Source organism: Microbacterium sp. 1.5R (genome assembly GCF_007667425.1).
GTDB lineage: Bacteria > Actinomycetota > Actinomycetes > Actinomycetales > Microbacteriaceae > Microbacterium.
Genome location: NZ_VDRC01000001.1, coordinates 713,823 through 739,641, shown reverse-complemented (window position 1 = coordinate 739,641; position 25,819 = coordinate 713,823). Strand labels below are relative to the sequence as shown.

Below are 25,819 nucleotides of genomic sequence, written 5' to 3'. Positions count from 1 at the left end.
GACCCAGTGAAGGCCGGTTCGTGACCCAGGGGAGCGGGGTCTGGATCACGCTCGAAGGCGGCGACGGCTCAGGCAAGACCACGCAGGCGACGCTGCTCGCCGACTGGCTGACCGATGTCGGCCGGACGGTCGTGCGCACGCGAGAGCCCGGCGGTTCCGACGTCGGGCTGCTCATTCGCGACATCGTCCTGCACCATCGCGGCGACATCGCCCCCCGTGCAGAGGCGCTGCTGTACGCGGCCGATCGCGCGCACCACGTCGCGACAATCGTCCGTCCGGCACTCGAGCGTGGCGAGGTGGTGCTCCAGGACCGCTACCTCGACTCGTCCGTCGCCTATCAGGGCGCCGGGCGGGTGCTCGACGGCACCGAGATCCGCGAGCTGTCGCTGTGGGCGGCCGAGGGCGCGCTGCCCGATCTCACGATCCTCCTCGACCTCGATCCGGACATCGCCAGGGACAGGCTGGACTCCGCCGACAAGCCGTTTGACCGTCTCGAAGCGGAGAAGAGCGACTTCCACCGTCGCGTCCGTGATGCGTTCCTCGCTCTGGCCGCCGCCGAACCGCAGCGGTTCCTCGTGCTGGACGCAGCACAGGACCCCGCGCGCATCGCCGAGACCATCCGGGCGAAGGTGCAGCACGTCCTGCGCTGAGGCCCGACCCATCCGGCACTCGTTTGTCGTCGCCGCAGATTAGGCTAAGAGCATGCCCCAGACCGTCTCGCCGCCCTTTCCCTGGGCCGACGTCTGGGGGCAGGACGCAGCAGTCGAGACGCTCCGCGCCGCCGCCTCCGACCCCTCAGCGCTCTCGCATGCGTGGTTGATCACCGGCCCTCCCGGCTCCGGTCGCTCCACGCTCGCCCACGCGTTCGCCGCGGCGCTGGTCGCCGACCGGCCCGACGACGAGGCGACCATGCGGCAGGTGCTCGCGGGCACGCATCCCGACGTCACCGCACTGCGCACCGACAAAGTGATCATCACGATCGCCGAGGCGCGGTCGCTCGTCGAGCGGTCCTACTTCGCGCCGTCAGCCGGCCGCTACCGCGTGATCGTCGTCGAAGACGCCGATCGCATGGTCGAGCGCACCTCGAACGTGCTCCTCAAGGCGCTCGAGGAGCCGCCGGAGCAGACGGTCTGGGTGCTCTGCGCCCCCAGCGAGGCGGATCTGCTGCCGACCATCCGTTCGCGCGTGCGGTCGCTCCGCCTCCGCGAGCCGGATGTGGCCGACGTCGCCCGGTTGATCACCCTCCGCACCGGTGTCGACCCCGCCATCGCCGAGCAGGCTGCGCGGCACGCGCAGCGCCACATCGGCATGGCTCAGCGCCTCGCCACGGACGACGCGGCGAGACGACGTCGCGACGAGACGTTGAGGTCGGTCATCGGTGTCCGCGGCGTGAACGACGCGGTCGAGGTGGCCGGGCGGATCATCCAGGCGGCGACGGACGACGCGAAGGCGCTGACGGCCGAGCGCGACGCCGCCGAGCGTGCCACGCTGCTGCGAACGGTCGGCATCGGGGAGGGGCAGGCGGTCCCTCCCGCGCTGCGCTCCCAGATCTCCGCGCTGGAGGACGAGCAGAAGAAGCGTGCGACCCGCAGCCTCCGCGACGGGATCGACCGCGTGCTGACCGATCTGCAATCGCTCTTCCGGGACGTCGTCATGCTGCAGTTCGGGCGCGGCGGCGAGCTGATCAACAGCGAACTCCACGACGAACTGGCGGCGCTCGCGTCGGCGTGGCCCGAGACACGTACCCTTGTCGTACTTGACCATCTTGCCGAGACCCGCCAGTCGCTGGAGCGCAACGTCGCACCGCTGCTCGCCCTGGAGAGCTTGCTCGTGACCGTCACGAGCGGGAGGACACCGTGACCGACCGATCGACTTCTCGCCTTCGTCGGGTCCTCGTGGCCGTCGCCGGCCTCGCCGCAGCATCCGTCGCACTATCCGGCTGCCTGTACGCCATGATCCCGGAGGGGGCGGACCCCAAGCCGTCGGTCACCAACGCGCCCGACACCGAGGGCGTGAGCGAGGATCTCATGCCCTTCTACGGACAGACCCTCGACTGGACGCAGTGCGGCACCGGATTCGACTGCACCGACGTCACCGCTCCGCTCGACTGGGAGAACCCCGCCGATGGCGAGATCACCCTCTCGGTCGTCCGTCACCAGGCGACGGGAACGGCGAAGGGCTCACTCCTCACGAACCCGGGTGGTCCGGGAGCGAGCGGCGTCGACCTGATCCAGGACAGCCTCGACTTCGCTGTGGGGGCCGACCTCATCGAGAACTTCGACGTGATCGGCTTCGATCCGCGAGGGGTCGGGCAGTCGACCGCCGTCACCTGCTTCGATGCCGCGGGCATGGACGACTACCTCTACTCGATCCCCCAGGCGCCGCGCGGCAGCGCCGAGTGGGAGGCCGAGCTGCTGGCAGCGCACAAGGAGTTCGCCGACGCCTGCGAGGCGAACAGCGGCGGCATCCTCCCGTACGTGACCACGATCAACGCGGCACGCGACATGGATCTCATCCGTGCCGTCCTCGGTGACAAGCAGCTCAACTACCTGGGGTACTCGTACGGCACGTTCCTCGGCGCCACGTACGCGAACCTGTATCCCGAGAAGGCGGGGCGCCTGGTCCTCGACGGCGCGATCGACCCGTCGGTGTCCGGTCTCGAGGTCGGGGCGACGCAGGCCCTCGGGTTCGAATCCGCGCTGCGCGCCTACATGCAGGACTGCCTCGACTCCGGACAATGCCCCTTCACCGGCTCCGTCGACGAGGCGATGGCCGACCTCGGCGCCCTGCTGGCGAGCGTCGACGCCGTGCCGCTCGAGAACGGAGACGGCCGGATGCTGGGGGCTGACGCCCTCATGACGGCGATCATCGCCGCCCTGTACTCGCAGGACAGCTGGACCTACCTGACGCAGGCGTTCGACGAGGCGCTGCAGGGTGACCCGTCCACCGCGTTCCTCCTCGCGGACTTCTACAACGGTCGTGAGAACGGCAGCTACCTCGACAACTCGTCCGAGGCTTTCCGCGCGTACAACTGCATGGACTACCCGGTCGAGGACGACCCGTCCGCCGAGGCGGCGACGTCGGAAAAGATCGCCGAGGGTGCTCCGACCATCGCCCCGTATTGGGACGGCCCCGACTCCTGCGAGGTGTGGCCGTACCCGCCCACCGGCACCCGCGGTGAGATCACCGCGGACGGGGCCGGCCCGATCCTCGTCGTCGGCACGACCAACGATCCGGCGACCCCGTACGAGTGGTCGGAGTCGCTCGCCGACCAGCTGTCAGAGGGCGTTCTGATCACGCGAGTGGGTGAGGGGCACACCGGTTACAACAAGGGGAACACCTGCGTCGACAGCGCGGTGGAGGCCTTCCTGCTCGACGACACGGTGCCGGAAGACGGCCTGCGCTGCGAGTGAGCACGGTGTGACGCAGGACGTCAGGGTCTCGATTCGCGGTGCGCGGCCGGAACGGGTAATATCGATGATCGCGCCGCTTTAGCTCAGTCGGCAGAGCATTTCACTCGTAATGAAAAGGTCGTCAGTTCGATTCTGACAAGCGGCTCCACCAGGCCCCGTGATGCGAAGAACATCACGGGGCCTTCTGGTTCCTCCGGGTAGCGCCCTGCCAGGCGTACGCTCGGACCATGGGCAGAGCGCTTCTCATCGTCGATGTGCAGAACGATTTCACCGAGGGTGGCGCCTTGGCCGTCGTCGGGGGTGATGCCGTGGCATCCGCCGTGTCCGCCTTCCTCAGCCGTCGCTCCGAGGACTACGACGTCATCCTCGCGTCCCGCGACTGGCACGATGCGGACGGCGATAACGGCGGCCACTTCCACAAGGAGCCCGACTTCATCGACTCCTGGCCGGTGCACTGCGTGGCCGGTACAGACGGGGCGGCGTACGACCCGCTGCTGGACACGGACGCGGTGACGCACCACGTACACAAGGGTCAGGGCGTCCCGGCCTACTCGATGTTCGAGGGGCGCACCGAGAGCGGCGAGACGGTGGGGGCCATCCTGAGCGAAGCGGGCGTGGCGGAGGTCGATGTGGTCGGCATCGCGACCGACCATTGTGTCCGGGCGTCGGCCCTCGATGCGATCGCCCACGGCGTGCACGTGCGCATCCTCACCGATCTCATCGCGGGGGTGGCGCCGGACTCGAGTCGCGCGGCGCTCGCCGAGCTCGCGCACGCCGGCGCCGTGCTGTCCGACAGCCGCGACGCATGACCCGCAGTGTGCTGCTGCTGCGCGCCGTGAACGTCGGCGGGAGGGCGAAGGTGCCCATGGCTCGGCTGCGGGAGGTTCTCGCCCCGGAGCTGGGCGGCGAGGTCTCGACCTACATCGCGAGCGGGAACGTCATCTGCGACACCCCCGCAGACCCGGTGGCCGCGTGCGCACGCACGCGAGCGATCATCGCCGAGGAGTTCGACGTGGACACCCCGGTGATCCACCGCTCACACGACGAGCTGGTGGCCGCCACGGCCCGGCATCCGTTCGCGGACGCCTCGGAGAAGATGCTGCACGCCATGTTCCTCGACGGCGACGCGTGGGACGGAGCGCTCGACGCATTGACCGATCGGCTCATGCCGGGGGAGCGCATCGCGCTCGTCGGGCGAGAGCTGTGGATCGACTACGGCGAGAGTGGCGTGCAGGGCACGCGCCTCACGAAGGCAGTGTTCGACAGGGCGTTGGGAGTCGCCGGCACGGCTCGAAACCTGCGTACGGTCCGCACTCTCGCGGAGCTGACCGGCTGAGCCGTCTGCGGCCGCTCAGGGGCCGGCGAGCTCGATGCTGACGGCCGACGGAGGTGCGGCCGGATGCGTCTGCAGATCGACTCGACGTGTCGCGCACTCCCCGCACCGGACGTACAGCAGCACCCCCTCGCTGGTCCGGTGACGCGAGTCGACGAGCCACGCGTGTTCGTGTGAGAGAGACGTGGGGCGGGAGAGGGGAAGGGTGTGCAGCGTGGTCATGTCTCCAGCGTGATGTAATGGCCTTATGCATCTCAACCCTTACGGCGAGTACGCGGTTCTGCTGGCGGCATCCCTCGCGAACGAGTGGCCGACCGATCGGGCGGGGATCGAGAGACGGACCCTGTCGATGGGGATGACCATGGTCTTCCCGCCGGCGTCCGACGATCACGAGCGGGTTCGTGAAGTGATCGACGATTGGCTCGCGATCGTCGACGAGAAGGACTCGGCCGAGCGCGCCCGGATCCTGAACGAGCAGATGGCAGAGGCGGCGGCGTACCCGCGGCTCACCGATCATGACGGTGAGGGCTGGCACCTGCACTATCGCGACGACGTCCGCTCGCTGCCGTTCGTGCTCCGCGCCATCTTCACCGTCGGCACGTCCCTGCATCTGGTGACCCGGGGCATGGATCGTCTGGGCCGGTGCGAGGCGTCGCCGTGCACCAACGTCGTCGTCGACGTCACCCGCAACGGCCGGCAGCGATTCTGCTCGGTGCGGTGTGCGAACAGAGCGGCGGTCCGGCGTCATCGCGCTCGTACGAGCGCCTGACACCGGACCGCCGGTTCGCAGGAGGGAAGATCAGGCCGTCTGGCTCGCGTGCTTGCCCTCGGCGACCTCTTCGACGAGCTTCGCGTTGAACGCCGGCAGATCGTCGGGGGTCCGGCTCGAGACGAGGCCGCTGTCGACCACGACCTCCTCGTCGACCCAGGTGGCCCCGGCGTTGCGGAGATCGGTGGCCAGGCTCGGGTAGCTCGTGAGCGTGCGACCGTCGACCACGCCGGCCTCGATCAGGATCCACGCTCCGTGGCAGATGACCGCCACCGGCTTGTGCTGCTCGAAGAAAGTGCGCGCCAGTTCGATCGACGACTTGTCGAGGCGAAGGTGATCCGCGTTCACGACGCCGCCGGGCAGGACCAGGGCGTCGAACTCGTCGGCCTTCGCCGCATCGGATGTGAGGTCGACGTGCTGCACGTGGCCGTTCTTGCCCGTGATCTGCTGGCCCTCGGGGGCGATGAGGGTAGCGCTCGCTCCCTCGGCCTGCACGGCCTCCCACGGGCTGGTCAGCTCGCTGTCCTCGAATCCATCGGTCGCGAGGAATGCCACGCGGCTATCGGTCAGAGTCGCCATGATGTGTCCTTTCGTGGAAGGCTGGGCTCCCGGATCAGGAGCACTTCGAGCCTCTCGCGAAGGACGCGGGCGGGGAAGGGGGTGGTCGGATGCAGACGCGGATGCTAGAAGCCTGCAACGGTGCGACGAGGAGACGACGGTGGGCCCCGTGGGGCTCGAACCCACGACCCGCGGATTAAAAGTCCGATGCTCTGCCAACTGAGCTAGAGGCCCGTGCTCACCAGTCTAGGGGCGCGAAGAAGGGGCCGCCGACGATTCGCATCGTCGACGGCCCCTTGACCATCTCACCGTCCTCCCCCTGCGGGCGAGACGGTCACCGAGAGTGCTCCTCGGCGGGACGGGATCACATCGGGGGCATCAGCACCGAGTCGATGAGGTACACCGTGGCGTTGGCGGTCTCGACGCCACCGCAGATGACCGCAGCGGAGTCGTTGACCATGATGTTGTCGCCGCTGCCGGTGACGGTCAGGTCAGCGCCCTGCACGGTGGTGTGCGTGCCGTCGATGTCGGACGGAGCGATCTGGCCGGGGATCACGTGGTACGTGAGGATCGAGCTCAGGGTCGCGCTGTCGGTCTTGAGGGCCTCGATGGTGGCCGGGTCGATCTTCGCGAAGGCCTCGTCGACCGGAGCGAACACGGTGAACTCGTCACCGTTGAGGGTGTCGACGAGGTTCACGTCGGGGTTGAGCTGGCCGCTCACCGCTGCGACGAGGGTGGTGAGGAGCGGGTTGTTGGAAGCGGCGGTGGCCACCGGGTCCTTCGACATGCCCTCGACGGAGCCGGCGCCGTCCGGAACAGCCTCGGCGTATGCCGCGCAGCCGGGGCCGACGAGCTCGCCCGCCGGGTCCATCGTCTCCGCGGGAGCCGACGACTCGGACGTCTCCGGTGCCGACGACTCCGTCGGCTCAGCGGTCGAGTCGCCGCCGCCCATGGAACATCCTGCGAGGACGAACGCGCTGGCCAGCGTAAGGGTGATCGCTGCGGTGACCTTCTTCTTGGTGCTGAACATCTCGTGCTCCTTCAGAAACTGTGCCACGGCCTCTCCGTGGCGTCGACAGCTGTTCGGAACCCCTCCGAGATCGGATGGGAAAAACTTCAGATCTCTTTTCGCCTGATGATTCCCATCCGCTTCGTATACGGGGAGATCCCACGATTCGCACGCGTTCCCGCGACCCGTGCCGTCCACGTACGATTCCTCTCCACTGCAGAAGCACACGCACACGCGCACGCACACGCGCACGCAGACGCGCACGAGCGCGTGAGCGCGCGCGTGCCGGCACCCGGGCGCACGCACGTGCGAGCGCACCCACCCGCGCGTGCACGCGCCGAACTTCTCATCCGTGTGCGGGATTCCCATCCGACCGCGGGATTCCAATCCGATTCGCCCGCTGGTCACGAACACATCACAAGCAGGTGATTTCCCGCTCATTGCGGTCACGGATGCGCGGGAAAGGCAGGAGGATGCGGCATGCTTGTAGAGATGGTCATCGACGGGATGGACGTACCGGACGACGGTGCGGCGCGAGATGCTGTCGCCGACCTTCTCCTGCGCATCGGCGAGGGTGACCAGCGCGCTCTCGCGGAGCTGTACGACTCGCTGTCCTCTCGCGTGTTCGGCCTCATCCTCCGGGTGCTGGTGAACCGCTCGCAGAGCGAGGAGGTGCTCCAGGAGGTCTTTCTCGAGATCTGGCAATCCGCTACGAGGTTCGCTCCGAACAAGGGGCAGGGAAGAACCTGGGTGATGACGATCGCGCACCGTCGTGCGGTCGACCGGGTCAGAGCATCTCAGTCCAGCGCGGACCGGGACGTGAAGGCCGGGTACAGGGATATCGGCGTCGCGCACGACAGTGTCGCGGAGCGGGTGGAGCTGGGCATCGAGGGCGAGAAGGTCAGAAACGCCCTCGCAGGCCTCCCCGAGGCGCAGCGCGAAGCGCTCGTCCTCGCGTATTTCGGCGGATACAGTCAGAACGAAGTCGCGGTGCTCCTCGGAGCCCCGCTGGGGACAATCAAGACAAGGATGCGGGACGGGCTCAGCCGTCTGCGCACCGCAATGGGGGTGACAGCATGAACGAACACGAATTCGCGGAGCTCGCGGCAGGAGCGGCGCTCGGCGCGCTGTCGCCCGACGACCAGCAGCGGTACCACGCGGCGCTCGTCGAGAACCCGCAGTGGCAGCGCATCGCGGACGCTGATGCCGCAGTCGCGGCGATGCTGTCCGACGGCGTGGCCCCGGTCGCCCCGTCGGCCGACATCCGCTCCTCGCTGCTCGCTCGGATCGCCATCACGCCTCAGAACGGCGAGGTCTACGTCGACCCGGCCTCCTCTGCGGCGACCTCCGCACGGGAGTCCGACTCCGAGGAGGGCGATGATCAGGCCTCAACCGAGCCGAGCCATCGCGCAGCCCGCGGCGAAGAGGCCGACGTCAAGGCGCCCGCGCGGCGACTCCGTGTGCTGTTCGCGCTCGCGGCGTGCCTTGCGCTCCTCGTCGGCGTCGGTATCGGCACCGTCGCCCTCAACGACTATCTGAACCGGCCAGCCAGCGTCGTCGCGCTGCAGGAGATCCAGTCGGCCGACGACGCCCAGCAGGCGAGCGTCGAGCTCGCTGACGGCGGTACGGCCACGGCCCACTGGTCGGCGTCCGTCGGCGAAGCGGTTCTCGTCGCCGACGGCATCGCCTCGCTGCCCGACGACCAGGACTACGAACTCTGGTTCGTTCGCGGCGACCAGCCCATCTCCGCCGGTGTCTTCGAGGCGCAGGGTGGAGAGGCGACCGCGCTGCTGTCGGGCGACATGCACGAGGGCGACGTGATCGCCGTGACGGTCGAGCAGGCCGGCGGCTCGCCGGACGGCACCCCGACCTCGACACCGATCGTCGCCATCCCCACCGCCTGACCCCGGGGCGCGCGTACCCTGGAGTGATGCCTGAGCAGTACTCCCGCCCCGTGCGACGTCCGAGCAGCGCCTTCGACAACATCGTGGGTCGCCACGACCCCGCCGAGGAGACGCGGGTCGCGCATGCCACGGCGTCCGCTCTGCTGACGAGGGTCCGCGCCGACGAGAGCGGTGTGAGCGCGGAGCGGCTCGTGGCGTTCACCGACGTGCACGGCATCGACGAGATCGCCGAGCTGTGGTCGAAAGCGCCGCCGCGGACGCTCCCCGGGGCCCTGTGGCGCCTGTACCTTCTGCAGCTGGCGATCCACGCGGATCCGCAGACCGCCGCGCTCCTCTACGAGCGGGGCAGGGTGGAGCTGTCCTCGGCTGATGCCGTGGTCGCCGGTGCCCCGGTACCTGCGAATCCCGACGAGCTCGTCGTGCTGATCGACACGATCCTGCGAGGCGCCTTCCGCGGAGACTTCGCCGTCGCGCTCGACCGTGCCGCCGCCTTCTGTCGGGTGCAGGCGTCCGGCGCGACGCACACCGCGGACGACTACGAGCCGACCGAGCCCGGCAGGGCGAGCGAATTGACGACCCGTGCGCTCCGTCTGAACAGTTACGGGCAGGACCTATCGGCCTCTGCTGTGCTCTGGCGTCAGGGAGCTCTGGCCTAGCCCCGACGACAGATCAGGGCCGGGACATGAGAAGACCGGGCCGCAAGAACGCCTCTCGGCGGAAGGCCGCTCGCAGCGGCAAAAATTGGAGCCCGGGGTTATGCGGCCCGGCCTGTACCAGTGTAACGCGATGCGGCGACGGGTATTCCCCGGGTCGTAGGCTCTCATCATGACTCAGCGATTCGCTCTCATGATCGACCCGGCAGAGGTCGACGCCGACCGCACCGACTTCGCCGACACCTTCACCAGGGTCGACGCCGCCGCTCCCGCGCTGAGCGTGGGTGAGCTCAGCACCCAGCGCGGCGACGGGGTGTTCGAGTCGATCGGCGTGGTCGACCGGCATGCGCAGGAGGTCGTGCCGCACCTCGAGCGCCTCGCGCATTCGGCGCGCCTGTGCGACCTGCCGGTGCCGAACCAGAGGCAGTGGCATCAGGCGGTGGATGCAGCGGCCGCCGGGTGCGGCGACGGCGAGTACGTCATCAAGCTCATCCTCAGCCGTGGGGTCGAGCACGGGCCGACCCCCACGGCGTGGGTGACGGTCGCCCCGGCATCCGACTTCTCCGGGGTTCGTGAGAGGGGCGTGCGCGTCGTCACCCTCGACCGGGGCTACGACCTCGATATCGCGCAGCGGGCACCCTGGCTGCTGCTCGGCGCGAAGACCCTGTCGTACGCCGTGAACATGGCGGCCCTGCGCGAGGCCCACCGGCGCGGAGCGGACGACGCGATCTTCCTGTCGCGCGACGGCTTCGTGCTCGAGGCGCCGACGGCGTCGCTGATCCTCCGGCGCGGTGACCGGTTCCTCACCCCGGCGCCCAACGGCGGCATCCTGCACGGCACCACCCAGCTGAGCGTGTACGAGCATCTGACCGCGCGGGGCTTCGCGGCGGAGTACGACAGCATCCCGGCATCCGATCTCACGTCGGTCGATGCGGCGTGGCTCGTGTCGAGCGTGCGCCTCGCCGCGCCCATCACCGCCGTCGACGACCTCGAGCTGCCCGTCGACCATGCCCTCACGGCCGAGCTGAACGAGTACCTCCTCTCGCCGCGCGACTGACCCTGGTGGGGAGGACGCCGCGGCCGGTGTGTCCGTGGGGACACACCGGCCAGGGGTGCGAGGTCCGGGTCTCCGAGGTGGGAATCGTGGGAGTGGAGCGCCCGGACCGGCTCGGGCTCAGCCGAAGCGGCCCGAGACGTAGTCCTCGGTGGCCTGCACCGACGGGGTCGTGAAGATCGTGCTGGTGTCGTCGTACTCGATGAGCTTGCCCGGCTTGCCGGTGCCGGCGATGTTGAAGAAGGCTGTCTTGTCGGAGACGCGGCTCGCCTGCTGCATGTTGTGCGTGACGATGACGACGGTGTACTCCTGCTTGATCTCGGCGATGAGCTCCTCGATCGCGAAGGTCGAGATCGGGTCGAGCGCCGAGCAGGGCTCGTCCATCAGGATCACGTCGGGGGAGACGGCGATCGCGCGGGCGATGCACAGACGCTGCTGCTGGCCGCCCGAGAGGCCGGAGCCCGGCTTGTCGAGGCGGTCCTTGACCTCGTTCCAGAGGTTCGCGCCGCGCAGCGACCGCTCGACGAGGGCCTCCTGATCGCTCTTCGCCATCCGCGAGTTGTTGAGCTTCACGCCGGCGAGCACGTTCTCCTTGATCGACATCGTCGGGAACGGGTTCGGTCGCTGGAACACCATGCCGACCTGGCGCCGAACGAGCACAGGGTCGACGCTGGCGCCGTAGAGGTTCTTGCCGTCGATCAGCACCTCGCCTTCGACGCGTGCGCCGGGGATGACCTCGTGCATGCGGTTCAGCGTGCGCAGGAACGTGGACTTGCCGCAACCGGATGGGCCGATGAAGGCCGTCACGGTGTTCGGCTTGATGTCGATGTTGACGCCCTCGACGGCCAGGAAGTCGCTGTAGTAGACGTTGAGGTCGTTGACTTCGATGCTCTTGGACACGAGTGATCCTTCTTTACGGTCGGGTCGGCTCAGCGGCCGGCGGTCTTGGGTGCGAACACCTTGGCGATGATCCTCGCCAGCAGGTTCAGCACCATCACGATGAGGATGAGGGTCAGGGCGGAGGCCCAGGCGCGGTCGAGATAGGCATCGACGGGGATGCCGGGGTACTTCGCCTGCATGTACGAGAACACCGGCAATGTCGCCATCTGCCCGCTGAACATGTTCGTGTTCATGCCCTGCACGATGCCGACGGTGAGCAGCAGCGGTGCGGTCTCGCCGATGACGCGCGAGATGGCGAGCATGATCGAGGTCGTGATGCCGGCGATCGCGGTCGGCAGCACGACCTTGAGGATGGTCAGCCACTTCGGCACGCCGAGCGCGTACGCCGCCTCGCGGAGTTCGTTCGGGACGATGCGCAGCAGCTCCTCGGAGCCCCGGACCACGACCGGGATCATCAGCACCGACAGCGCGAGCGAGCCCATGATGCCCATCCGGGTTCCCGGCCCGACGATGAGGGCGAAGACCGAGTAGATGAACAGACCGGCGACGATCGACGGGATGCCGGTCATGACGTCGACGAGGAACGTGATGCCGCGGGCGAGCTTGCGGCCCTCGCCGTACTCGACCAGGTAGATCGAGGTCATCAGACCGATCGGCACCGAGATGATCGTGGCGCCGAGCGTGATGAGCAGCGTGCCCCAGATGGCGTGCACCGCGCCGCCGCCCTCGCCCACGATGTTGCGCATCGAGAAGCTGAAGAACTCGCCGTCGAACCGGGCGAGGCCGTTCACGACGACCGTGTAGAGCAGCGAGACGAGCGGGAGCAGCGCGACCACGAACGCGCCGGAGACGAGTGCCGTCATCAGGCGGTCGACGGCGTGGCGGCGGCTCTCGACCACCGACGAGATCACGAAGATCAGCACCATGTAGAGCAGCAGCCCGACGACGAGGGTGAGCGCGATGTTGAAGTCGGCGGGGTCGCCGCCGGCGTTCATGAAGGCGAAGACGGTGCCGGACACGACGACCGCGACGAGCAGCAGGGCCCACGGCATCCATTTGGCCAGGTGCCCGGCCGAGGTCGTGTGCGTGGTCGCCGCGACCGGGGTGGGGGTCAAGGTGGCGGTCATGTCAGTTGGCTCCCGAGAACTCGGCGCGGCGCGAGACGATCCAGCGGGCGATGAAGTTGACGACGAAGGTGACGATGAAGAGGATCAGGCCGGCCGCGATGAGAGTGTTGACGCCCTCATCGTGCGCCTCGGGGAAGCGCAGGGCGATGATCGCGGGGATCGTCGTCGGGTTCTCCGGGTTGATCAGGTTGAACGTGATGATGCCGAGCGGCGAGAGGACCAGGGTCACGGCCATCGTCTCGCCGAGAGCGCGGCCGAGACCGAGCATCGCGCCCGACACCATGCCGCTGCGGGCGAAGGGCAGCACCGCCATGCGGACCATCTCCCAGCGGGTCGCGCCGAGGGCGAGCGCCGCCTCCTCGTGGAGCTTCGGCGTCTGCAGGAAGACTTCGCGGCAGATGGCGGTCATGATCGGGAGGATCATGACCGCGAGCACGAGGGATGCCGTGAGGATGGTCTTGCCGGTTCCCGACGGCGTCCCGCCGAAGAGCGGGATCCAGCCGAGGTTCTCGTTCAGCCACTTGTAGAAGGGCACGAGCATCGGCGCGAAGGTCAGGGCGCCCCAGAGGCCGAAGACGACCGACGGCACCGCCGCCAGCAGGTCGATGATGTAGCCGAGCACCCCGGCGAGGCGACGGGGTGCGTAGTGCGAGATGAAGAGCGCGATGCCGATGGCGATCGGGGCGGCGATGATCAGGGCGATCAGACTCGACCACAGCGTGCCGAACACGAAGGGCCACACCCAGGACAGGAACTGCTGTCCGTCGAGGATGTGGTTGTTCGACGTGTCGGGCGACAGGGCGGGGATCGCCTGCACGATGAGGAAGATCGCGACCGCGGCCAGGGTGATGAGGATGACGAGGCCGGCGCCGAGAGCGGTGCCGGAGAAGACGAGGTCGCCCCGACGACGCAGCGCGGTGCGCGACCCGGGTGAACGGGTCTCTGGGCCCGTTGTGGTGGTGGTCATCTGAGCGGCTCCACGGTGTGCTCTGAGGGACTGTCGGGTGTCTTCATGCGGGTGCCCCCGGGTATCGGTCGAGGTCCTGTCGACCGACACCCGGGGGCGCCGGGACCTGAGCTCAGCCAGCGGCCGAGCTCTCGGTCACTCGGTGACGATCGCGTCGATCGCGGTGTTGATCTGGTCGCGCAGGGTGTCCGAGATCGGCGCGCTGCCTGCGGCCTCGGCGGCGGCGTCCTGGCCCTCGGCCGAGGCGACGTACTGGAAGTACGCCTTCACGAGGCCGGCGGTCTCGGCGTCGTCGTACTCGACGCAGCCGATGAGGTACGACACCAGGGCGATCGGGTACGAGCCGGCGGGGGCGGCGGCCGGGTCGACGGCGTACGCGAGGTCGTGGTCGGAGCGACCCTCTTCGAGCGGCGACGCCTCGACGAGCGCGGCGGCGGCCTCGGCGGAGTAGGCGACGTACTCGCCCTCGACCTCGACGGCGACCTGACCGAGGTCGGCGGTGCGGGAGGCGTCGGCGAAGCCGATGTATCCGGAGCCGTTGGTGATCGCGTCGACGACCCCGGAGGTGCCGTCGCCGGCCTCACCGGACTGCAGCGGCCACTCGTCGGCGGCCTCGTAGGTCCACACGTCGGGGGCTACGGCGCTGAGGTACTTGGTGAAGGTCTCCTGCGTGCCCGATGCGTCGGCGCGGTGCACCGGCACGATGGCCTGGTCGGGCAGGTCGACGCCCTCGTTCTGGTCGGCGATGGCCGGGTCGTTCCACTTCGTGATCGACCCCGAGAAGATGCCGGCGAGCGTCTTGCCGTCGAGGTTCAGCTCGTCGATGCCGTCGAGGTTGAAGGCGACGGCGACGGGCGAGATGTAGACGGGGATCTCGACGATCTCGTCGGAGGCGCAAGAGCCGAAGCCACCCTTGGCGAGCTCGTCGGTGTTGAACGCGCGGTCCGAGCCGATGAAGTTCGAGGAGCCGGCGATGAAGTTCTCGCGGCCGGTGCCCGACCCCGTCGCGGTGTAGTTGACGGTCACGTCGGGGTTGGCCGTCTGGAAGGCGGCGACCCAGGACTGCTGCGCGGCCTCCTGCGAGGAGGCGCCGGTCGCGTCGAGGCTGCCGGACAGCGTCGAGTCGGTGGGGGCGTCGGACGACCCGCTGCCGCCTTCGTTCGCGGCGCAGCCGGCGAGTGCGAGAGCGGCGACGGCGCCGATGGCGCCGATACGTGCGATTCGGGAGATCTTCACTGTGGATCCTTCGATCATGGATGGGTGGGGCCCGGTGCAGGGCACACAGTGACGCTAGGTGCGGCGGTTAACGAGACTCAACCTCGCAGGTGAACGGAAGGTGAACGACGGGCGTCTCTCTGGAGACGATCCGCGCGACCACGCGGAGAATCCGCTACCCCGAACGGGGAGGGCCCGACGAACGTCAGACCTTGGGGCTGTGCGTCTCGATCGCGATGATCCCCGACCCGGGATTCGACGACGACAGGTGCACCACCGAGAACGCGCCCGTGTCGAGGTCGGCGGCGCTGCTGACGTACGAGCCCTGGATCGTGCCGGTCGCCAGCGCGATCTCGGAGAGGATGCCGGGCAGCACCGGTCCGTGACTGCAGATCACCGACGGCTTGCCGGAGCGCACCCGTCGACCGATGACCGACCGCAGGTCGTCGGTGCCGTCCTCCCACGCGTCCTGGCTGATCTTGTCGGTCTTCACGGCCTTCCGGCCGAGGGACTGCGCGAGCGGCTTGACCGTCCGGACGCAGCGGACGGCGTCGCTCGTCACGATCCGGCGCACTCCGAACGCCCGCAGGGGACCGACGATCGAGTCCGCCTGACGGCGTCCGCGGGCGGTGAGCGGACGCGCGGCATCCGCTCCATCCCACTCGGATCGGGGGAGCGCCTTCGCGTGCCGCAGCGCGATCACCGGGAACGTGCGCAGCACGCCGTCGTCGACGAGCTTCGCGAAGAAGTCGAGGATCTCCAGATCGACCGGGTAGCTCAGCCGCGAGCGGGCCTTCTTCAGCGGCACCCATTCGATCGCGGCGATCTCGCGGTTCGGGACGAACGTCGATTCGCGGATCGCGTCGGGTGTCGCCTCGGCGGCCCAGTAGTGCACGACCTTCTGCTTCGCCGACGGCAGGTGGTAGCGGCTGACCCCCACGGGGACCCCGAGCGAGACGCGGATGCCGGTCTCCTCATGCACCTCGCGCACCGCGGTCTCGGCGAGCATCTCCCCGGGATCGACCTTGCCCTTCGGGAGCGTGACGTCGCGGTACTTCGTGCGGTGGATCAGCAGGATGTGCAGCTTGTCGTCGACGAGACGCCACACGACGGCGCCCGCCGCGTACACGGCTTTGTCCGTCCACTTCGAACGCGTGGCCCGAGCGGTGGCCTGCGGGGTCATCGAACCGCCCGTGCCCGACGACGACGCTGGATGAGTCCCATGGTCTTATCCTGCAGGTCCACGAGCGGGTTGCCGTCGGCATCCTCGGCGTGGCGGGTCCAGACACCGTCTTCGCCGAGATGCCACGACGAGGTGCCCGGTGCCATGGCGAGGTCGAAGAAGTCGAGCAGGTCCTTCACGTGCGCGGGGTCGGTGACGCGGACCAGGGCCTCGACGCGCCGGTCGAGGTTGCGGTGCATCATGTCGGCGCTGCCGATGTAGACCTGCGGGTCGCCGCCGTGCTCGAAGGCGAAGATGCGCGAGTGCTCGAGATAACGGCCGAGGATGCTGCGCACGGTGATGTTGTCGCTGACGCCGTCGAGGTCCGTTCGGAGGCTGCAGATGCCGCGCACCCACACGTCCACCTTCACCCCGGCCGCACTGGCCCGGTAGAGCGCATCGATGATCTCCTCGTCGACCATCGAGTTCACCTTGATGCGGATGTGCGCCGGTTCGCCGCCCTCGGCGTGCTTCCGCTCCGCGTCGATGAGGCGCACGAGCCCCTTGCGCAGGTGCAGCGGGGCGACGAGCAGACGCTTGAACTTCTTCTCGATGGCGTAGCCGCTCAACTCGTTGAAGAGGCGGGTGAGGTCCTTGCCGACCTGGGCGTCGGTGGTGAAGAGTCCGAAGTCCTCGTAGATGCGGCTGGTCTTCGGGTTGTAGTTGCCGGTGCCGATGTGCGAGTAGTGGCGGAGCACGCCCTCCTCCTCGCGGATCACGAGGGCGAGCTTGCAATGGGTCTTGAGCCCGACCAGCCCGTAGACGACGTGCACGCCGGCCTTCTCGAGCTTGCGCGCCCAGACGATGTTGTTCGCCTCGTCGAAGCGCGCCTTGACCTCGACCAGGGCGAGCACCTGCTTGCCCGCCTCGGCGGCGTCGATCAGCGCCTCGACGATGGGGCTATCACCCGAGGTGCGGTAGAGGGTCTGCTTGATGGCGAGCACGTGCGGGTCGCGGGCCGCCTGTTCGAGGAACGCCACCACGCTGGTCGTGAACGACTCGTACGGGTGATGCACGAGCACGTCCGACTTGCGGATCGCGGCGAAGATGTCGGCGCGCGTGCTGCTTCCCGTCGGCTGGAAGGCGACGGCCGTCGTCGGCAGGTGGGGCGGGTACCGCAGGTCGGGGCGGTCGATGCGCGACAGGTCGAAGAGGCCGCGCAGGTCGAGCGGGCCGGGCAGGCGGTAGATCTCCTGGTCGGTGATGTCGAGCTCGCGCACGAGCAGCTCCATCGTGACCTCGTCCATGTCGTCGGTGATCTCGAGACGGATGGGCGGTCCGAAGCGCCGCCGCAGCAGCTCGGCCTCGAGCGCCTGGATGAGGTTCTCGCTCTCGTCCTCTTCGATCTCCACGTCCTCGTTGCGGGTCAGCCGGAACGCGTGGTGGTCGAGAACCTCCATGCCGGGGAAGAGATCGCCGAGGTGATTGGCGATGAGCTCTTCCAGGCTCAGGAAGCGCTTGATCTCGCCGGTACCAGGCACCTCGACGAAGCGGGGGAGCATCGGCGGCACCTTCAGGCGAGCGAATTCCTGGCGGCCGGTGCGGGCGTTGCGGATCCGGATCGCGAGGTTGAGCGAGAGGCCCGAGATGTACGGGAACGGGTGCGCGGGGTCGACCGCCAGCGGCATCAGCACCGGGAAGACCTGCGCGCCGAAGTACTCCGAGAGTCCCTCGCGCTCGGCGTCCGTCAGGTCGGACCACTCCGTGATCTCGATGCCGGCATCGGCGAGGGCTGGGCGCACGAGCGACGTCCAGGCGTCGGCGTGGCGCAGCTGCAGGGCGTGGGCCTCGCGGGAGATGTCGGCGAGTGCGTCGACGGGGGAGCGCCCGATGTTCGTCGGCACGGCGAGGCCGGTGACGATACGCCGCTTCAGACCGGCGACGCGCACCATGAAGAACTCGTCGAGGTTGCTCGCGAAGATCGCCAGGAAGTTGGCACGTTCGAGCTCGGGGAGGCTCGGATCCTCGGCGAGCTCCAGCACGCGCTGGTTGAACGCGAGCCAGCTCAGCTCGCGGTCGAGGTACCGGTGATCCGGCAGCTGGGCGTCCGGTGCCTCGATGGCATCGAAGTCATCGTCTTCGGCGTCACCGAGACCAGCGTCGGCGAGAGCGGGATCGATCATGGGGTACATCTAAGCACCGCGAGGTGTCGCGCGTGTGAACGGGTGTCGTCGCTCAGCGGGTCGCCGGGACGGTCTCGTCGTCGTAGACGTTGAACCGGTAGCCCACGTTGCGGACCGTGCCGATGATCTGCTCCTGGTCGCCGAGCTTGGCGCGCAGCCGCCGCACGTGCACGTCGACCGTGCGCGTGCCGCCGAAGTAGTCGTACCCCCACACCTCGCTGAGCAGCTGCTCGCGCGTGAACACGCGCGACGGGTGCGTGGCGAGGAAGTGCAGGAGCTGGAACTCCTTGTACGTGAGGTCGAGCGCCCTGCCGTGCAGCTTCGCCGAGTAGGACTGCTCGTCGATGGTCACGCCGGATGCCTGCACGCGCGTCGGCTCGGCGATCTCATCTCGACGGGCGAGCGCGAGGCGGACCCGGGCGTCGGTCTCGGCGGGACCGGCCGTCGCCAGCAGCACGTCGTCGATGCCCCAGTCGCCGGAGAGAGCACTCATGCCGCCCTCGGTGACGACGAGCAGCAGCGGTGCCTCCTGGCCGGCCGCGCGGAGCAGTCGGCACAGCGACTTGGCGCCCACGAGATCCTGACGGCCGTCGACGATCACCACGTCGTAGTCCGGGGCGCTCACGAGCTGCGCCGGCTCCGCTGCGATCTGCCGCACGCGGTGGCTGAGCAGTTCCAGGGCGGGAAGCACCAGCTCCGCAATCGGAGCATTGGTCAACACCAGCACCTGGGCCACACGCACTCCTTCCGGACGGCGGGGTACGCCGTGGGGCCATGATACCGGGCGCAGATGGGTGAGAATGGAGTCATGACGGAACCTGCGCTCGCACCGAGGAACGCGTTCGTCGGCGTGCTCGTCGTCTGGGCAGTCGCGTTCGCGGCGTCGATCGGCATCGGAATCCTGGTGCCGGAGGAATGGCGGGTGCCGTGGCTCCTCGTCGCATTCGGGGGCGTCGTGCTGCTGTCGTTCGCCGTGCAGCTCTGGTACGGACGCACGCAGGGCTACATTCTGCGCGTCGCGGGCGGGGCGCTCGGCGCGCTGCTCGTGATGGGCGTCATCTCGGTCGGGTTCGGCCTGGCCGCTCTCGCCACCTGAGCGCGACAGTCACCCGCGCGGAGGGTAATGTGGACGTCATGGACCTCATGGCTCTCGAACTCTTCTACATCGGGCTGCTGGGCCTTGCGAGCCTCGCGATCGTCTTCGTCTCGGTCGTGGTGCTGCGCAACCTCTTCCGCGGCCAGCGCTGAGCGCGATGCTCGAGCTACCAACCGACCTCCCCGCCGACCTCGCGCCGCTGTCATGGCTGATCGGCGTGTGGGAGGGCACCGGCGTCATCGACTATCCGGTCGGTGACGAGCGGCTGCAGGGGGAGTTCACGCACCGCGTGAGCTTCAGCCACGACGGCGGCCCGTTCCTCAACTACGCGGCCACCGGTGTCTTCACCGGCGACGACCACGCCGTGTCGATCCCGCTCGTCTCCGAGACCGGATTCTGGCGGCTCGGTCGGACCGCCACCGACGCAGACGCAGGACCAGGGCTGCTGCCCCCGGTCGGCGAACCTCTCGAGCGCGACGTCGACGACGTGGAGGCGCTCCGCGCGGCATCCGGGGGCTTCCCCATCGAGGTGTCGCTCGCGCATTCCGACGGGATGCTGGAGCTGTACCTCGGCGAGATCACCGGTCCGCGCATCGACATCGCCACCGACGCCGTCGTGCGGGCTGCGGGCGCCAAGGACTACTCCGGCGCTTCCCGTATGTACGGGCTCGTCGACGGACACCTGCTCTGGGCGTGGGACATCGCCGCGCTCGGCACCCCTCTTCGTTCCCACGCCTCGGCGCGACTGGCGAAGGTCTGACGTGCCCGGCTTCGCAGAGGTCGCTGGTGCAGTCGCGGGCGACGGCGGCATCGCACACTTCGGCGATGCGTTCCGCGAGCAGCGCCGCCTCGCCGCCGGAGCCGCCATCGTGCCGCTCGACGACCGCACCGTCGTCGAGGTCGCGGGCCCCGAGCGCCTGAGCTGGCTCGACTCGATCACGTCGCAGGCGCTGGGGCGCCTGGCGCCCGGGGAGAGCACCGAGCTGCTCGTGCTCGATCCGCAGGGGCGCGTCGAGCATGCGGCCGGCGTCGTCGATGACGGCGCCTCGACCTGGCTCATCGCCGATGCCGGCGACGCCGAGGCGCTCGCGACCTGGTTGCAGCGCATGAAGTTCCGGACCCAGGCGACGGTCGAGGTGCGGCAGGATCTGGCCCTCCTCGGCGCCGTCGACGGCGGTGTGGCCGGGCAGCGCGTGCTGACCGTCTCGGCCCGCCCCGCCGGCATCCCGCTGCTGTGGGTCGACCCCTGGCAGGCGGTCAGCGCCGGCGGTCACCAGTACGCCGAGGTCTCGGCCCACCCCGGTGCCGATCTGGCGTGGCTGATCGCGATCGTGCCGAGGGAGGACGCCGACGCGCTCGCCGCGACGCTGCAGCCCGAGGAGGCGGCGGGTCTGCTCGCCGCCGAGGCCCTGCGCATCGCCGCCTGGCGGCCCCGATGGTCGGCGGAGGTCGACGAGCGTTCGCTGCCGCACGAGTCCGATTGGATCCGCACGGCGGTGCATCTGAACAAGGGCTGCTACCGCGGACAGGAGACCGTCGCGAAGGTGCACAACCTGGGCCACCCGCCGCGCAGGCTGGCCGCGCTGCACCTCGACGGCAGCGACGCCGTGCTGCCCGTTCCGGGCGATGCCGTGTTCGCCGGAGACGACGAAGTCGGCCACGTCACCTCGGTCGCGCGCCACCACGAGGACGGCCCGATCGCCCTCGCGATCCTCTCGCGTCGCGCACCGGTCGGCGACCTCGTCGTGCGCACCGAGGGCGGCGACATCGCGGCAGCGCAGCAGATCATCGTGCCGGCGGATGCCGGTGCGATGGCCGACATCCCCCGACTCACGCGCCTGTCGCGTCGTCCCAGCGCCCCGGATCCCCGGCACGCCGGCTGAGGCGGTCCGAGGTAGATCAGTCGGAAGGTGCGACCGCGGCCCACGGAACCGTGAGCTCGCCGAGTCTCCAGCGTGACCGACCACCCTCGATCGGCCACCCCTGCGCGCGGAGCGCGGCCACTGCGGCGATGAACCGCTGTGTGGCCCCGAATGTCGCCAGTGCGGCCGCGCGGTGCCACTCCCGGTCGAGGTCGATGAGGAGCGCATGCACCCGTTCTCCGGGGACGTTGCGGTGGATGAGCGCCTTCGGCAGCCGTTCGGCGACGATGCTCGGGTGCTCGAGTCCGGTCAGCCGCAGCGAGATCGTGAACCGGAGCGGAGTGCCGGAGGGGTCCACGTCGACCCAGCTCGCGACGCGGCCGATCTCGTCGCACGTGCCCTCCACGAGCAATCCCGAGCGGGCCAGCCTGGCGGCCACGGTGTGCCAGGCCTCCGCGACATCGGATTCGTCGTACTGGCGCAGCACGTTCATCGCACGGATCACCGCCGGCCTCCGTCCCCCCGGCAGCGGCACCTCGAATCCGCCGCGGCCGAACGACACCGGCAGGTCGGCCGGGAACGGCGTACGACCGGCTCGCACCTCGGCGAGCTGCGCGTCCGCGGTCGCGACGCGCACCGGGTCGAGTTCGAGCCCCTGCACCTCGGCGTCCGGTCGCACACGCCGTAGGCGCGCGGCGAGCTCGAAGGCCGTGACCCCGCTCGCGCCATACCCGAGATCGACGACCAGCGGATCGGGCGCCCGGCGGAATGCGGTGCTCGCCGCGATCCACCGGTCGTTGCGCCGCAGCCGATTCGTCCCGGTGGTGCCCCGGGTCGGCCTGCCGAGGGGAGAGGACGCCATGTGCTCAATCCTCCCAGCCGCGGGGCACCCGCTCGACTCCTGCCGTCATCGTGGACGCGTGCGCCGATAAACTGGGCTCATGACTGCGACGCGCACCCTGATCCTGCTCCGCCACGGCCGGAGCGAATGGAACGAACTGAACCTGTTCACCGGCTGGGTGGACGTCCGCCTCAACGAGCAGGGCGAGAAGGAGGCGCGTCGCGGCGGTGAGCTGCTGGCCGAGTCCGGCATCCTGCCCGACGTGCTGCACACCTCGCTGCTCAGCCGCGCGATCCAGACGGCCGACATCGCGCTTGACGCCGCTGACCGTCTGTGGATCCCGGTCGCCCGGTCCTGGCGCCTCAACGAGCGTCACTACGGCGAGCTGCAGGGCAAGGACAAGGCCGAGACCCTCGAGCAGTTCGGCCCGGAGCAGTTCCAGCTGTGGCGCCGGTCGTTCGACGTGCCGCCGCCCCCTCTCGACGACGCCAGCGAGTTCAGCCAGGTGAACGACCCGCGTTACGCGCACATCGACGGCGAGGTGCCGCGCACCGAGTCGCTCAAGCTCGTGATCGATCGCCTGCTGCCGTACTGGGAGAGCGCCATCGTCCCCGACCTCGAGGCCGGCAAGACCGTGCTGGTGACCGCGCACGGCAACTCCCTGCGCGGCCTCGTGAAGCACCTCGAGGGCATCAGCGACGACGACATCGCCGAGCTGAACATCCCCACCGGCATCCCGCTCGTGTACGAGCTCGACGAGAACAACGTACCGACCGGACCCGGCCGCTACCTCGATCCCGAGGCCGCAGCCGCCGGCGCTGCCGCGGTCGCCGCGCAGGGCAAGAAGTAACCACCTCCGCGAGGACGGAGAAGGGGCGGATGCTGTCGCAGCATCCGCCCCTTCTCCGTTCCCGCTGAGAGCTCAGGCGTGGCCGAGCTGCTCCTGCTGCTCGACGGCGAAGGCGATGTCCGCCTCCTGCACCTGCCAGTCGCCGGTCGCGAGGTAGACGACCTTCTTGGCGACGGCGACGGCGTGGTCGGCGAACCGCTCGTGGTAGCGGCTGGCGAGCGTGGCGTCGACCGTGGCGGTCGCCTCGCCCTTCCAGTTGTCGCTGAGCACCTTCTCGAAGACGCTGGCGTGCAGCTCGTCGATGTCGTCGTCGGTGTTGCGGATGGTGTCGGCCAGACGCAGGTCCTGCGTGCGCAGCAGCTCGGTGAGCGTGCGCGAGATCTCGACGTCGAGCTCGCCCATCTTGGTGAAGGTGCCCTTGAGGCCGCGGGGGATCGCGCGCTCGGGGAAGCGGAGGCGCGCGAGCTGCGCGATGTGCTCCGACATGTCGCCCATCCGCTCGAGTGACGCGCTGACGCGCAGCGCGAAGACGACGATGCGCAGGTCGCGGGCGACCGGCTGCTGACGGGCGAGGATCTCGATGGCCTGCTCGTCGAGGGCGACCGCCAGCTCGTCGATCTTGGCGTCGTCCGCGATGACCTCCTCGGCGAGGGCGACGTCGCTCGTCGCGAACGCGCGAGTGGCCTTGTCGATCGAGACCGTCACGAGGTCGGCGATCTCCACGAGGCGGGTTTGCAGATCCTCGAGGGACTGGTGGAAGACTTCGCGCATGGGAGGCGCAACCTTTCATTCGGGTCTCGGCTGAGGTGCCAGCGCGAGACGGCTGGGGTCGTTCGCGCGTGAGAGAGGACCGCGCTCCCGCACAGGCCCGAAAGCGATTGTCTGCCCCGAAGGTTAACGAACGGTGCCCAGCACGTGAATAGTAGTTCCCGTGTCGGCGCGAGGGCGGGCGAACCCGCCGTGCGGCAGGTGAACGCACTCTACGCTTATGACATGACCCTGCCGCAGATCGCGCTTTTCGCGCTGTTCGTCGGTGTCGCGATGGGCGTGGGGCTCTCGCTGGTGGTGGCCTGGGCGTACCGCACGAGGGCACGCGTCGAGGCGGAGACGTCGCTCGTCGTCCCCGAGGGCGTGACCGCGGTGCTGAGAAGCATGGACGACGCCGCGTGCGTCGTCGACACCTCGGGTCTGGTGCTCGCGGCCTCGAAGCCCGCGGCGCGCTTCGGGATCGAGGTGGGGGCGCCGCTCGAGAACCCCGAGCTGCGCCAGCTCATGCGCGGCGTGCGCGCCGACGGCGGATCGGCCACCGAGTCGCTCCGGCTCACGCGCGGCGGACTGAGCCTCGACCCGCGGCTCGTCTCGGCTCGGGCGAGCGCGATCAGCCCGCGGATGTCGCTGCTCGTGATCCGCGACGTCACCGAGCAGGAGCGCCTCGATCAGATGCGCCGCGATTTCGTCGCGAACACGAGTCATGAACTGAAGACACCCGTCGGGGCGGTCACGCTGCTCGCCGAGGCGATCGAATCGGCCTCTGACGACCCCGCGCAGGTGCGGCATTTCGCCAACAGGATCTCGGCCGAGGCGACCCGGCTCGGTCAGCTCACGGGGCGGATCATGAGCCTCTCCCGCCTGCAGGCGGACGACGCGCTCTCCGACGCACGACCGGTGTCGATCGACGAGGTGCTCGCGTCGTCGATCGAGGCCCACGCGGTGCAGGCGGACTCCGGGAGCGTCGAGATCGCCCGCGGCGGTGACCGTGGTGTCTGGGTGCGCGGCGACTCGCAGATCCTCATCGAGGCGTTCGGCAACCTCATCGCCAACGCGATCGCGTACTCGCCGAAAGGCTCTCGCGTCGGCGTCGGTGTCAAGGCCGACGGGGACATCGTCGAGATCGCCGTCTCCGATCAGGGCATCGGCATCGCGGAGACCGACCGCGAGCGCATCTTCGAGCGGTTCTACCGCGCCGATGAGGCACGGTCGCGTCGCACGGGCGGCACGGGGCTCGGCCTGTCGATCGTGAAGCACGCGACGCAGCGGCACGGCGGCGAGGTGCTCCTCTGGTCGCGGCCGGGGCGCGGGTCGACCTTCACCATCAGGCTTCCCCAGATCGACCCTCCGAAGGGCCTCGATCAGGGCAAGAAGAGCAAGAAGAAGCGCGAGCGCAAGGCGGCCCAGGCCGCGGCCCGCGTCCGAAACGGAGAGAACGAATGACCCGCATCCTTCTCGTCGAAGACGAACCCGACCTGGCCGATCCGCTCGCGTACCTGCTGCGCCGTGAGGGCTACGAGGTCGAGATCGCCGAGGACGGACCCGGCGCCCTCGCGGCCTTCCGCGAACGCGGCGCCGACGTCGTGCTGCTCGACCTCATGCTGCCCGGCATGCCCGGCACCGAGGTGTGCCGTCAGATCCGCTCCACATCGACCGTGCCGATCATCATGCTGACTGCGAAGGACTCCGAGGTCGACATCGTCGTGGGCCTGGAGCTCGGTGCCGACGACTACATCACGAAGCCCTACTCGTCGCGAGAGCTGCTGGCACGCATGCGCGCGGTGCTCCGCCGGGTCGTGCAGGCCGAGAGCGAGCTCGACGAGCGCGTGCTCGACGGCGGCAGGGTGAGCCTCGACATCGACCGGCACACCGTGTCGGTCGCCGGTCAGCAGATCAACATGCCGTTGAAGGAGTTCGAGCTGCTCGAGGTGCTGATGCGCAACTCGGGTCGAGTGCTCACCCGCGGACAGCTCATCGATCGTGTCTGGGGCAGCGACTACTTCGGCGACACCAAGACCCTCGACGTGCACATCAAGCGCATCCGCTCGCGCATCGAGGAGAACCCGAGCGAGCCCGTCATGCTCGTCACCGTGCGGGGGCTCGGCTACCGCTTCGAGGGCTGACAGCCCGGGAACGCGAGAGGCCGGCACCCCGC

General features: G+C 69.1%; 28 protein-coding genes and 2 tRNA genes. 17 read left to right on the top strand and 13 right to left on the bottom strand.

What is annotated here, in order from left to right; translation table 11 throughout:
* The first annotated feature begins 20 nt into the window (after positions 1–20).
* The 6 genes from tmk (at position 21) to FSY98_RS03650 (ending at position 4,749) form a co-directional block, all read left to right on the top strand.
* A complete protein-coding gene (gene tmk, locus FSY98_RS03675; RefSeq protein ID WP_144874074.1) occupies positions 21–650 on the top strand; it encodes a dTMP kinase in 630 nt (209 codons plus the stop codon).
* Between the two features lie 52 nt (positions 651–702).
* Positions 703–1,860: a DNA polymerase III subunit delta' gene (locus tag FSY98_RS03670; RefSeq protein ID WP_144874072.1), complete on the top strand. Its 1,158-nt coding sequence runs from the start codon at positions 703–705 to the stop codon at positions 1,858–1,860.
* The gene (locus FSY98_RS03665) at positions 1,857–3,413 is read left to right on the top strand and encodes an alpha/beta hydrolase (protein WP_144874070.1); all 1,557 of its coding nucleotides are present in this window, start codon (positions 1,857–1,859) and stop codon (positions 3,411–3,413) included. The genes FSY98_RS03670 and FSY98_RS03665 overlap by 4 nt, the downstream gene beginning before the upstream one ends.
* 72 nt (positions 3,414–3,485) lie before the next feature.
* A tRNA-Thr gene (locus FSY98_RS03660) sits at positions 3,486–3,561 on the top strand.
* Between the two features lie 79 nt (positions 3,562–3,640).
* The gene (locus FSY98_RS03655) at positions 3,641–4,222 is read left to right on the top strand and encodes an isochorismatase family protein (RefSeq protein WP_144874068.1); all 582 of its coding nucleotides are present in this window, start codon (positions 3,641–3,643) and stop codon (positions 4,220–4,222) included.
* Positions 4,219–4,749 (top strand): DUF1697 domain-containing protein, encoded by a 531-nt coding sequence (locus tag FSY98_RS03650; protein WP_144874066.1) that lies wholly within the window; start codon positions 4,219–4,221, stop codon positions 4,747–4,749. Before FSY98_RS03655 ends, FSY98_RS03650 begins: the two co-directional genes overlap by 4 nt.
* A gap of 15 nt (positions 4,750–4,764) precedes the next feature.
* Here FSY98_RS03650 and FSY98_RS03645 read toward each other — a convergent pair whose 3' ends face one another.
* Positions 4,765–4,968, bottom strand: coding sequence for a hypothetical protein (locus FSY98_RS03645; protein ID WP_144874064.1), 204 nt, complete (start codon positions 4,966–4,968; stop codon positions 4,765–4,767).
* Positions 4,969–4,993: 25 nt separating this feature from the next.
* On the opposite strand from FSY98_RS03645, the gene FSY98_RS03640 reads away from it, so the two are divergent.
* Positions 4,994–5,515, top strand: coding sequence for a CGNR zinc finger domain-containing protein (locus FSY98_RS03640; RefSeq protein WP_144874062.1), 522 nt, complete (start codon positions 4,994–4,996; stop codon positions 5,513–5,515).
* A gap of 30 nt (positions 5,516–5,545) precedes the next feature.
* On the opposite strand, the gene FSY98_RS03635 is transcribed toward FSY98_RS03640, so the two are convergent.
* The 3 genes from FSY98_RS03635 to FSY98_RS03625 all read right to left on the bottom strand — a co-directional run bounded on the left by FSY98_RS03635 (position 5,546) and on the right by FSY98_RS03625 (position 7,103).
* Entirely contained in the window at positions 5,546–6,094 is a 549-nt protein-coding gene (locus tag FSY98_RS03635; RefSeq protein WP_144874060.1) for a type 1 glutamine amidotransferase domain-containing protein, read from the bottom strand.
* A gap of 140 nt (positions 6,095–6,234) precedes the next feature.
* A tRNA-Lys gene (locus FSY98_RS03630) sits at positions 6,235–6,307 on the bottom strand.
* 130 nt (positions 6,308–6,437) lie between these two features.
* Entirely contained in the window at positions 6,438–7,103 is a 666-nt protein-coding gene (locus FSY98_RS03625; RefSeq protein WP_144876591.1) for a fasciclin domain-containing protein, read from the bottom strand.
* A gap of 459 nt (positions 7,104–7,562) precedes the next feature.
* Here FSY98_RS03625 and sigK point away from each other — a divergent pair, with 459 nt between their 5' ends.
* From sigK to FSY98_RS03600, 4 genes are all read left to right on the top strand, one after another.
* Positions 7,563–8,162, top strand: coding sequence for an ECF RNA polymerase sigma factor SigK (gene sigK / locus FSY98_RS03615; protein WP_186307531.1), 600 nt, complete (start codon positions 7,563–7,565; stop codon positions 8,160–8,162).
* Positions 8,159–8,986: an anti-sigma factor gene (locus FSY98_RS03610; RefSeq protein ID WP_144874056.1), complete on the top strand. Its 828-nt coding sequence runs from the start codon at positions 8,159–8,161 to the stop codon at positions 8,984–8,986. Before sigK ends, FSY98_RS03610 begins: the two co-directional genes overlap by 4 nt.
* 26 nt (positions 8,987–9,012) lie before the next feature.
* A complete protein-coding gene (locus FSY98_RS03605; RefSeq protein WP_144874054.1) occupies positions 9,013–9,642 on the top strand; it encodes a DNA-directed RNA polymerase subunit beta in 630 nt (209 codons plus the stop codon).
* 169 nt (positions 9,643–9,811) lie between these two features.
* On the top strand, positions 9,812–10,696 hold the full coding sequence (locus FSY98_RS03600) for an aminodeoxychorismate lyase (protein WP_144874052.1): 885 nt from the start codon (positions 9,812–9,814) through the stop codon (positions 10,694–10,696).
* A 117-nt stretch (positions 10,697–10,813) separates the two neighbouring features.
* Here the strand turns inward: FSY98_RS03600 and pstB are convergent, their stop codons facing one another.
* The 7 genes from pstB to FSY98_RS03565 all read right to left on the bottom strand — a co-directional run bounded on the left by pstB (position 10,814) and on the right by FSY98_RS03565 (position 18,983).
* Positions 10,814–11,593: a phosphate ABC transporter ATP-binding protein PstB gene (pstB, locus tag FSY98_RS03595; protein ID WP_144874050.1), complete on the bottom strand. Its 780-nt coding sequence runs from the start codon at positions 11,591–11,593 to the stop codon at positions 10,814–10,816.
* A gap of 29 nt (positions 11,594–11,622) precedes the next feature.
* Complete coding sequence (gene pstA / locus FSY98_RS03590) at positions 11,623–12,720, bottom strand: phosphate ABC transporter permease PstA (RefSeq protein ID WP_144874048.1); 1,098 nt, start codon at positions 12,718–12,720, stop codon at positions 11,623–11,625.
* Between the two features lies 1 nt (position 12,721).
* Positions 12,722–13,687 carry a phosphate ABC transporter permease subunit PstC gene (pstC, locus tag FSY98_RS03585; protein ID WP_144874046.1) on the bottom strand — a complete coding sequence of 322 codons (966 nt, stop codon included), beginning with the start codon at positions 13,685–13,687 and terminating at the stop codon, positions 12,722–12,724.
* A gap of 135 nt (positions 13,688–13,822) precedes the next feature.
* Entirely contained in the window at positions 13,823–14,923 is a 1,101-nt protein-coding gene (pstS, locus tag FSY98_RS03580; protein WP_144874044.1) for a phosphate ABC transporter substrate-binding protein PstS, read from the bottom strand.
* Between the two features lie 184 nt (positions 14,924–15,107).
* Positions 15,108–16,085, bottom strand: a complete 978-nt coding sequence (locus tag FSY98_RS03575; RefSeq protein ID WP_144874042.1) for an NUDIX domain-containing protein — start codon at positions 16,083–16,085, stop codon at positions 15,108–15,110.
* On the bottom strand, positions 16,082–18,247 hold the full coding sequence (locus FSY98_RS03570; RefSeq protein ID WP_144874040.1) for an RNA degradosome polyphosphate kinase: 2,166 nt from the start codon (positions 18,245–18,247) through the stop codon (positions 16,082–16,084). The genes FSY98_RS03575 and FSY98_RS03570 overlap by 4 nt, the downstream gene beginning before the upstream one ends.
* A 52-nt stretch (positions 18,248–18,299) precedes the next feature.
* A complete protein-coding gene (locus FSY98_RS03565; protein ID WP_144874038.1) occupies positions 18,300–18,983 on the bottom strand; it encodes a response regulator transcription factor in 684 nt (227 codons plus the stop codon).
* A gap of 72 nt (positions 18,984–19,055) precedes the next feature.
* On the opposite strand from FSY98_RS03565, the gene FSY98_RS03560 reads away from it, so the two are divergent.
* The 3 genes from FSY98_RS03560 (at position 19,056) to FSY98_RS03550 (ending at position 21,226) form a co-directional block, all read left to right on the top strand.
* Positions 19,056–19,343, top strand: a complete 288-nt coding sequence (locus FSY98_RS03560; protein WP_144874036.1) for a hypothetical protein — start codon at positions 19,056–19,058, stop codon at positions 19,341–19,343.
* A 157-nt stretch (positions 19,344–19,500) separates the two neighbouring features.
* Positions 19,501–20,103, top strand: a complete 603-nt coding sequence (locus FSY98_RS03555) for an FABP family protein (protein WP_144874034.1) — start codon at positions 19,501–19,503, stop codon at positions 20,101–20,103.
* 1 nt (position 20,104) lies between these two features.
* Positions 20,105–21,226, top strand: a complete 1,122-nt coding sequence (locus tag FSY98_RS03550; protein ID WP_144874032.1) for a folate-binding protein YgfZ — start codon at positions 20,105–20,107, stop codon at positions 21,224–21,226.
* 16 nt (positions 21,227–21,242) lie between these two features.
* Here the strand turns inward: FSY98_RS03550 and FSY98_RS03545 are convergent, their stop codons facing one another.
* A complete protein-coding gene (locus FSY98_RS03545) occupies positions 21,243–22,067 on the bottom strand; it encodes a class I SAM-dependent methyltransferase (RefSeq protein WP_144874030.1) in 825 nt (274 codons plus the stop codon).
* Between the two features lie 79 nt (positions 22,068–22,146).
* Between FSY98_RS03545 and FSY98_RS03540 the strand changes: the two genes are divergently transcribed.
* Positions 22,147–22,896 (top strand): phosphoglyceromutase, encoded by a 750-nt coding sequence (locus FSY98_RS03540; RefSeq protein ID WP_144874028.1) that lies wholly within the window; start codon positions 22,147–22,149, stop codon positions 22,894–22,896.
* A 72-nt stretch (positions 22,897–22,968) separates the two neighbouring features.
* On the opposite strand, the gene phoU is transcribed toward FSY98_RS03540, so the two are convergent.
* Positions 22,969–23,667 carry a phosphate signaling complex protein PhoU gene (gene phoU, locus FSY98_RS03535; protein ID WP_144874026.1) on the bottom strand — a complete coding sequence of 233 codons (699 nt, stop codon included), beginning with the start codon at positions 23,665–23,667 and terminating at the stop codon, positions 22,969–22,971.
* Between the two features lie 222 nt (positions 23,668–23,889).
* Here phoU and FSY98_RS03530 point away from each other — a divergent pair, with 222 nt between their 5' ends.
* Entirely contained in the window at positions 23,890–25,107 is a 1,218-nt protein-coding gene (locus tag FSY98_RS03530) for a cell wall metabolism sensor histidine kinase WalK (RefSeq protein ID WP_144874024.1), read from the top strand.
* The gene (locus FSY98_RS03525) at positions 25,104–25,787 is read left to right on the top strand and encodes a response regulator transcription factor (RefSeq protein WP_144874022.1); all 684 of its coding nucleotides are present in this window, start codon (positions 25,104–25,106) and stop codon (positions 25,785–25,787) included. The genes FSY98_RS03530 and FSY98_RS03525 overlap by 4 nt, the downstream gene beginning before the upstream one ends.
* The last annotated feature ends 32 nt before the right edge of the window (positions 25,788–25,819 follow it).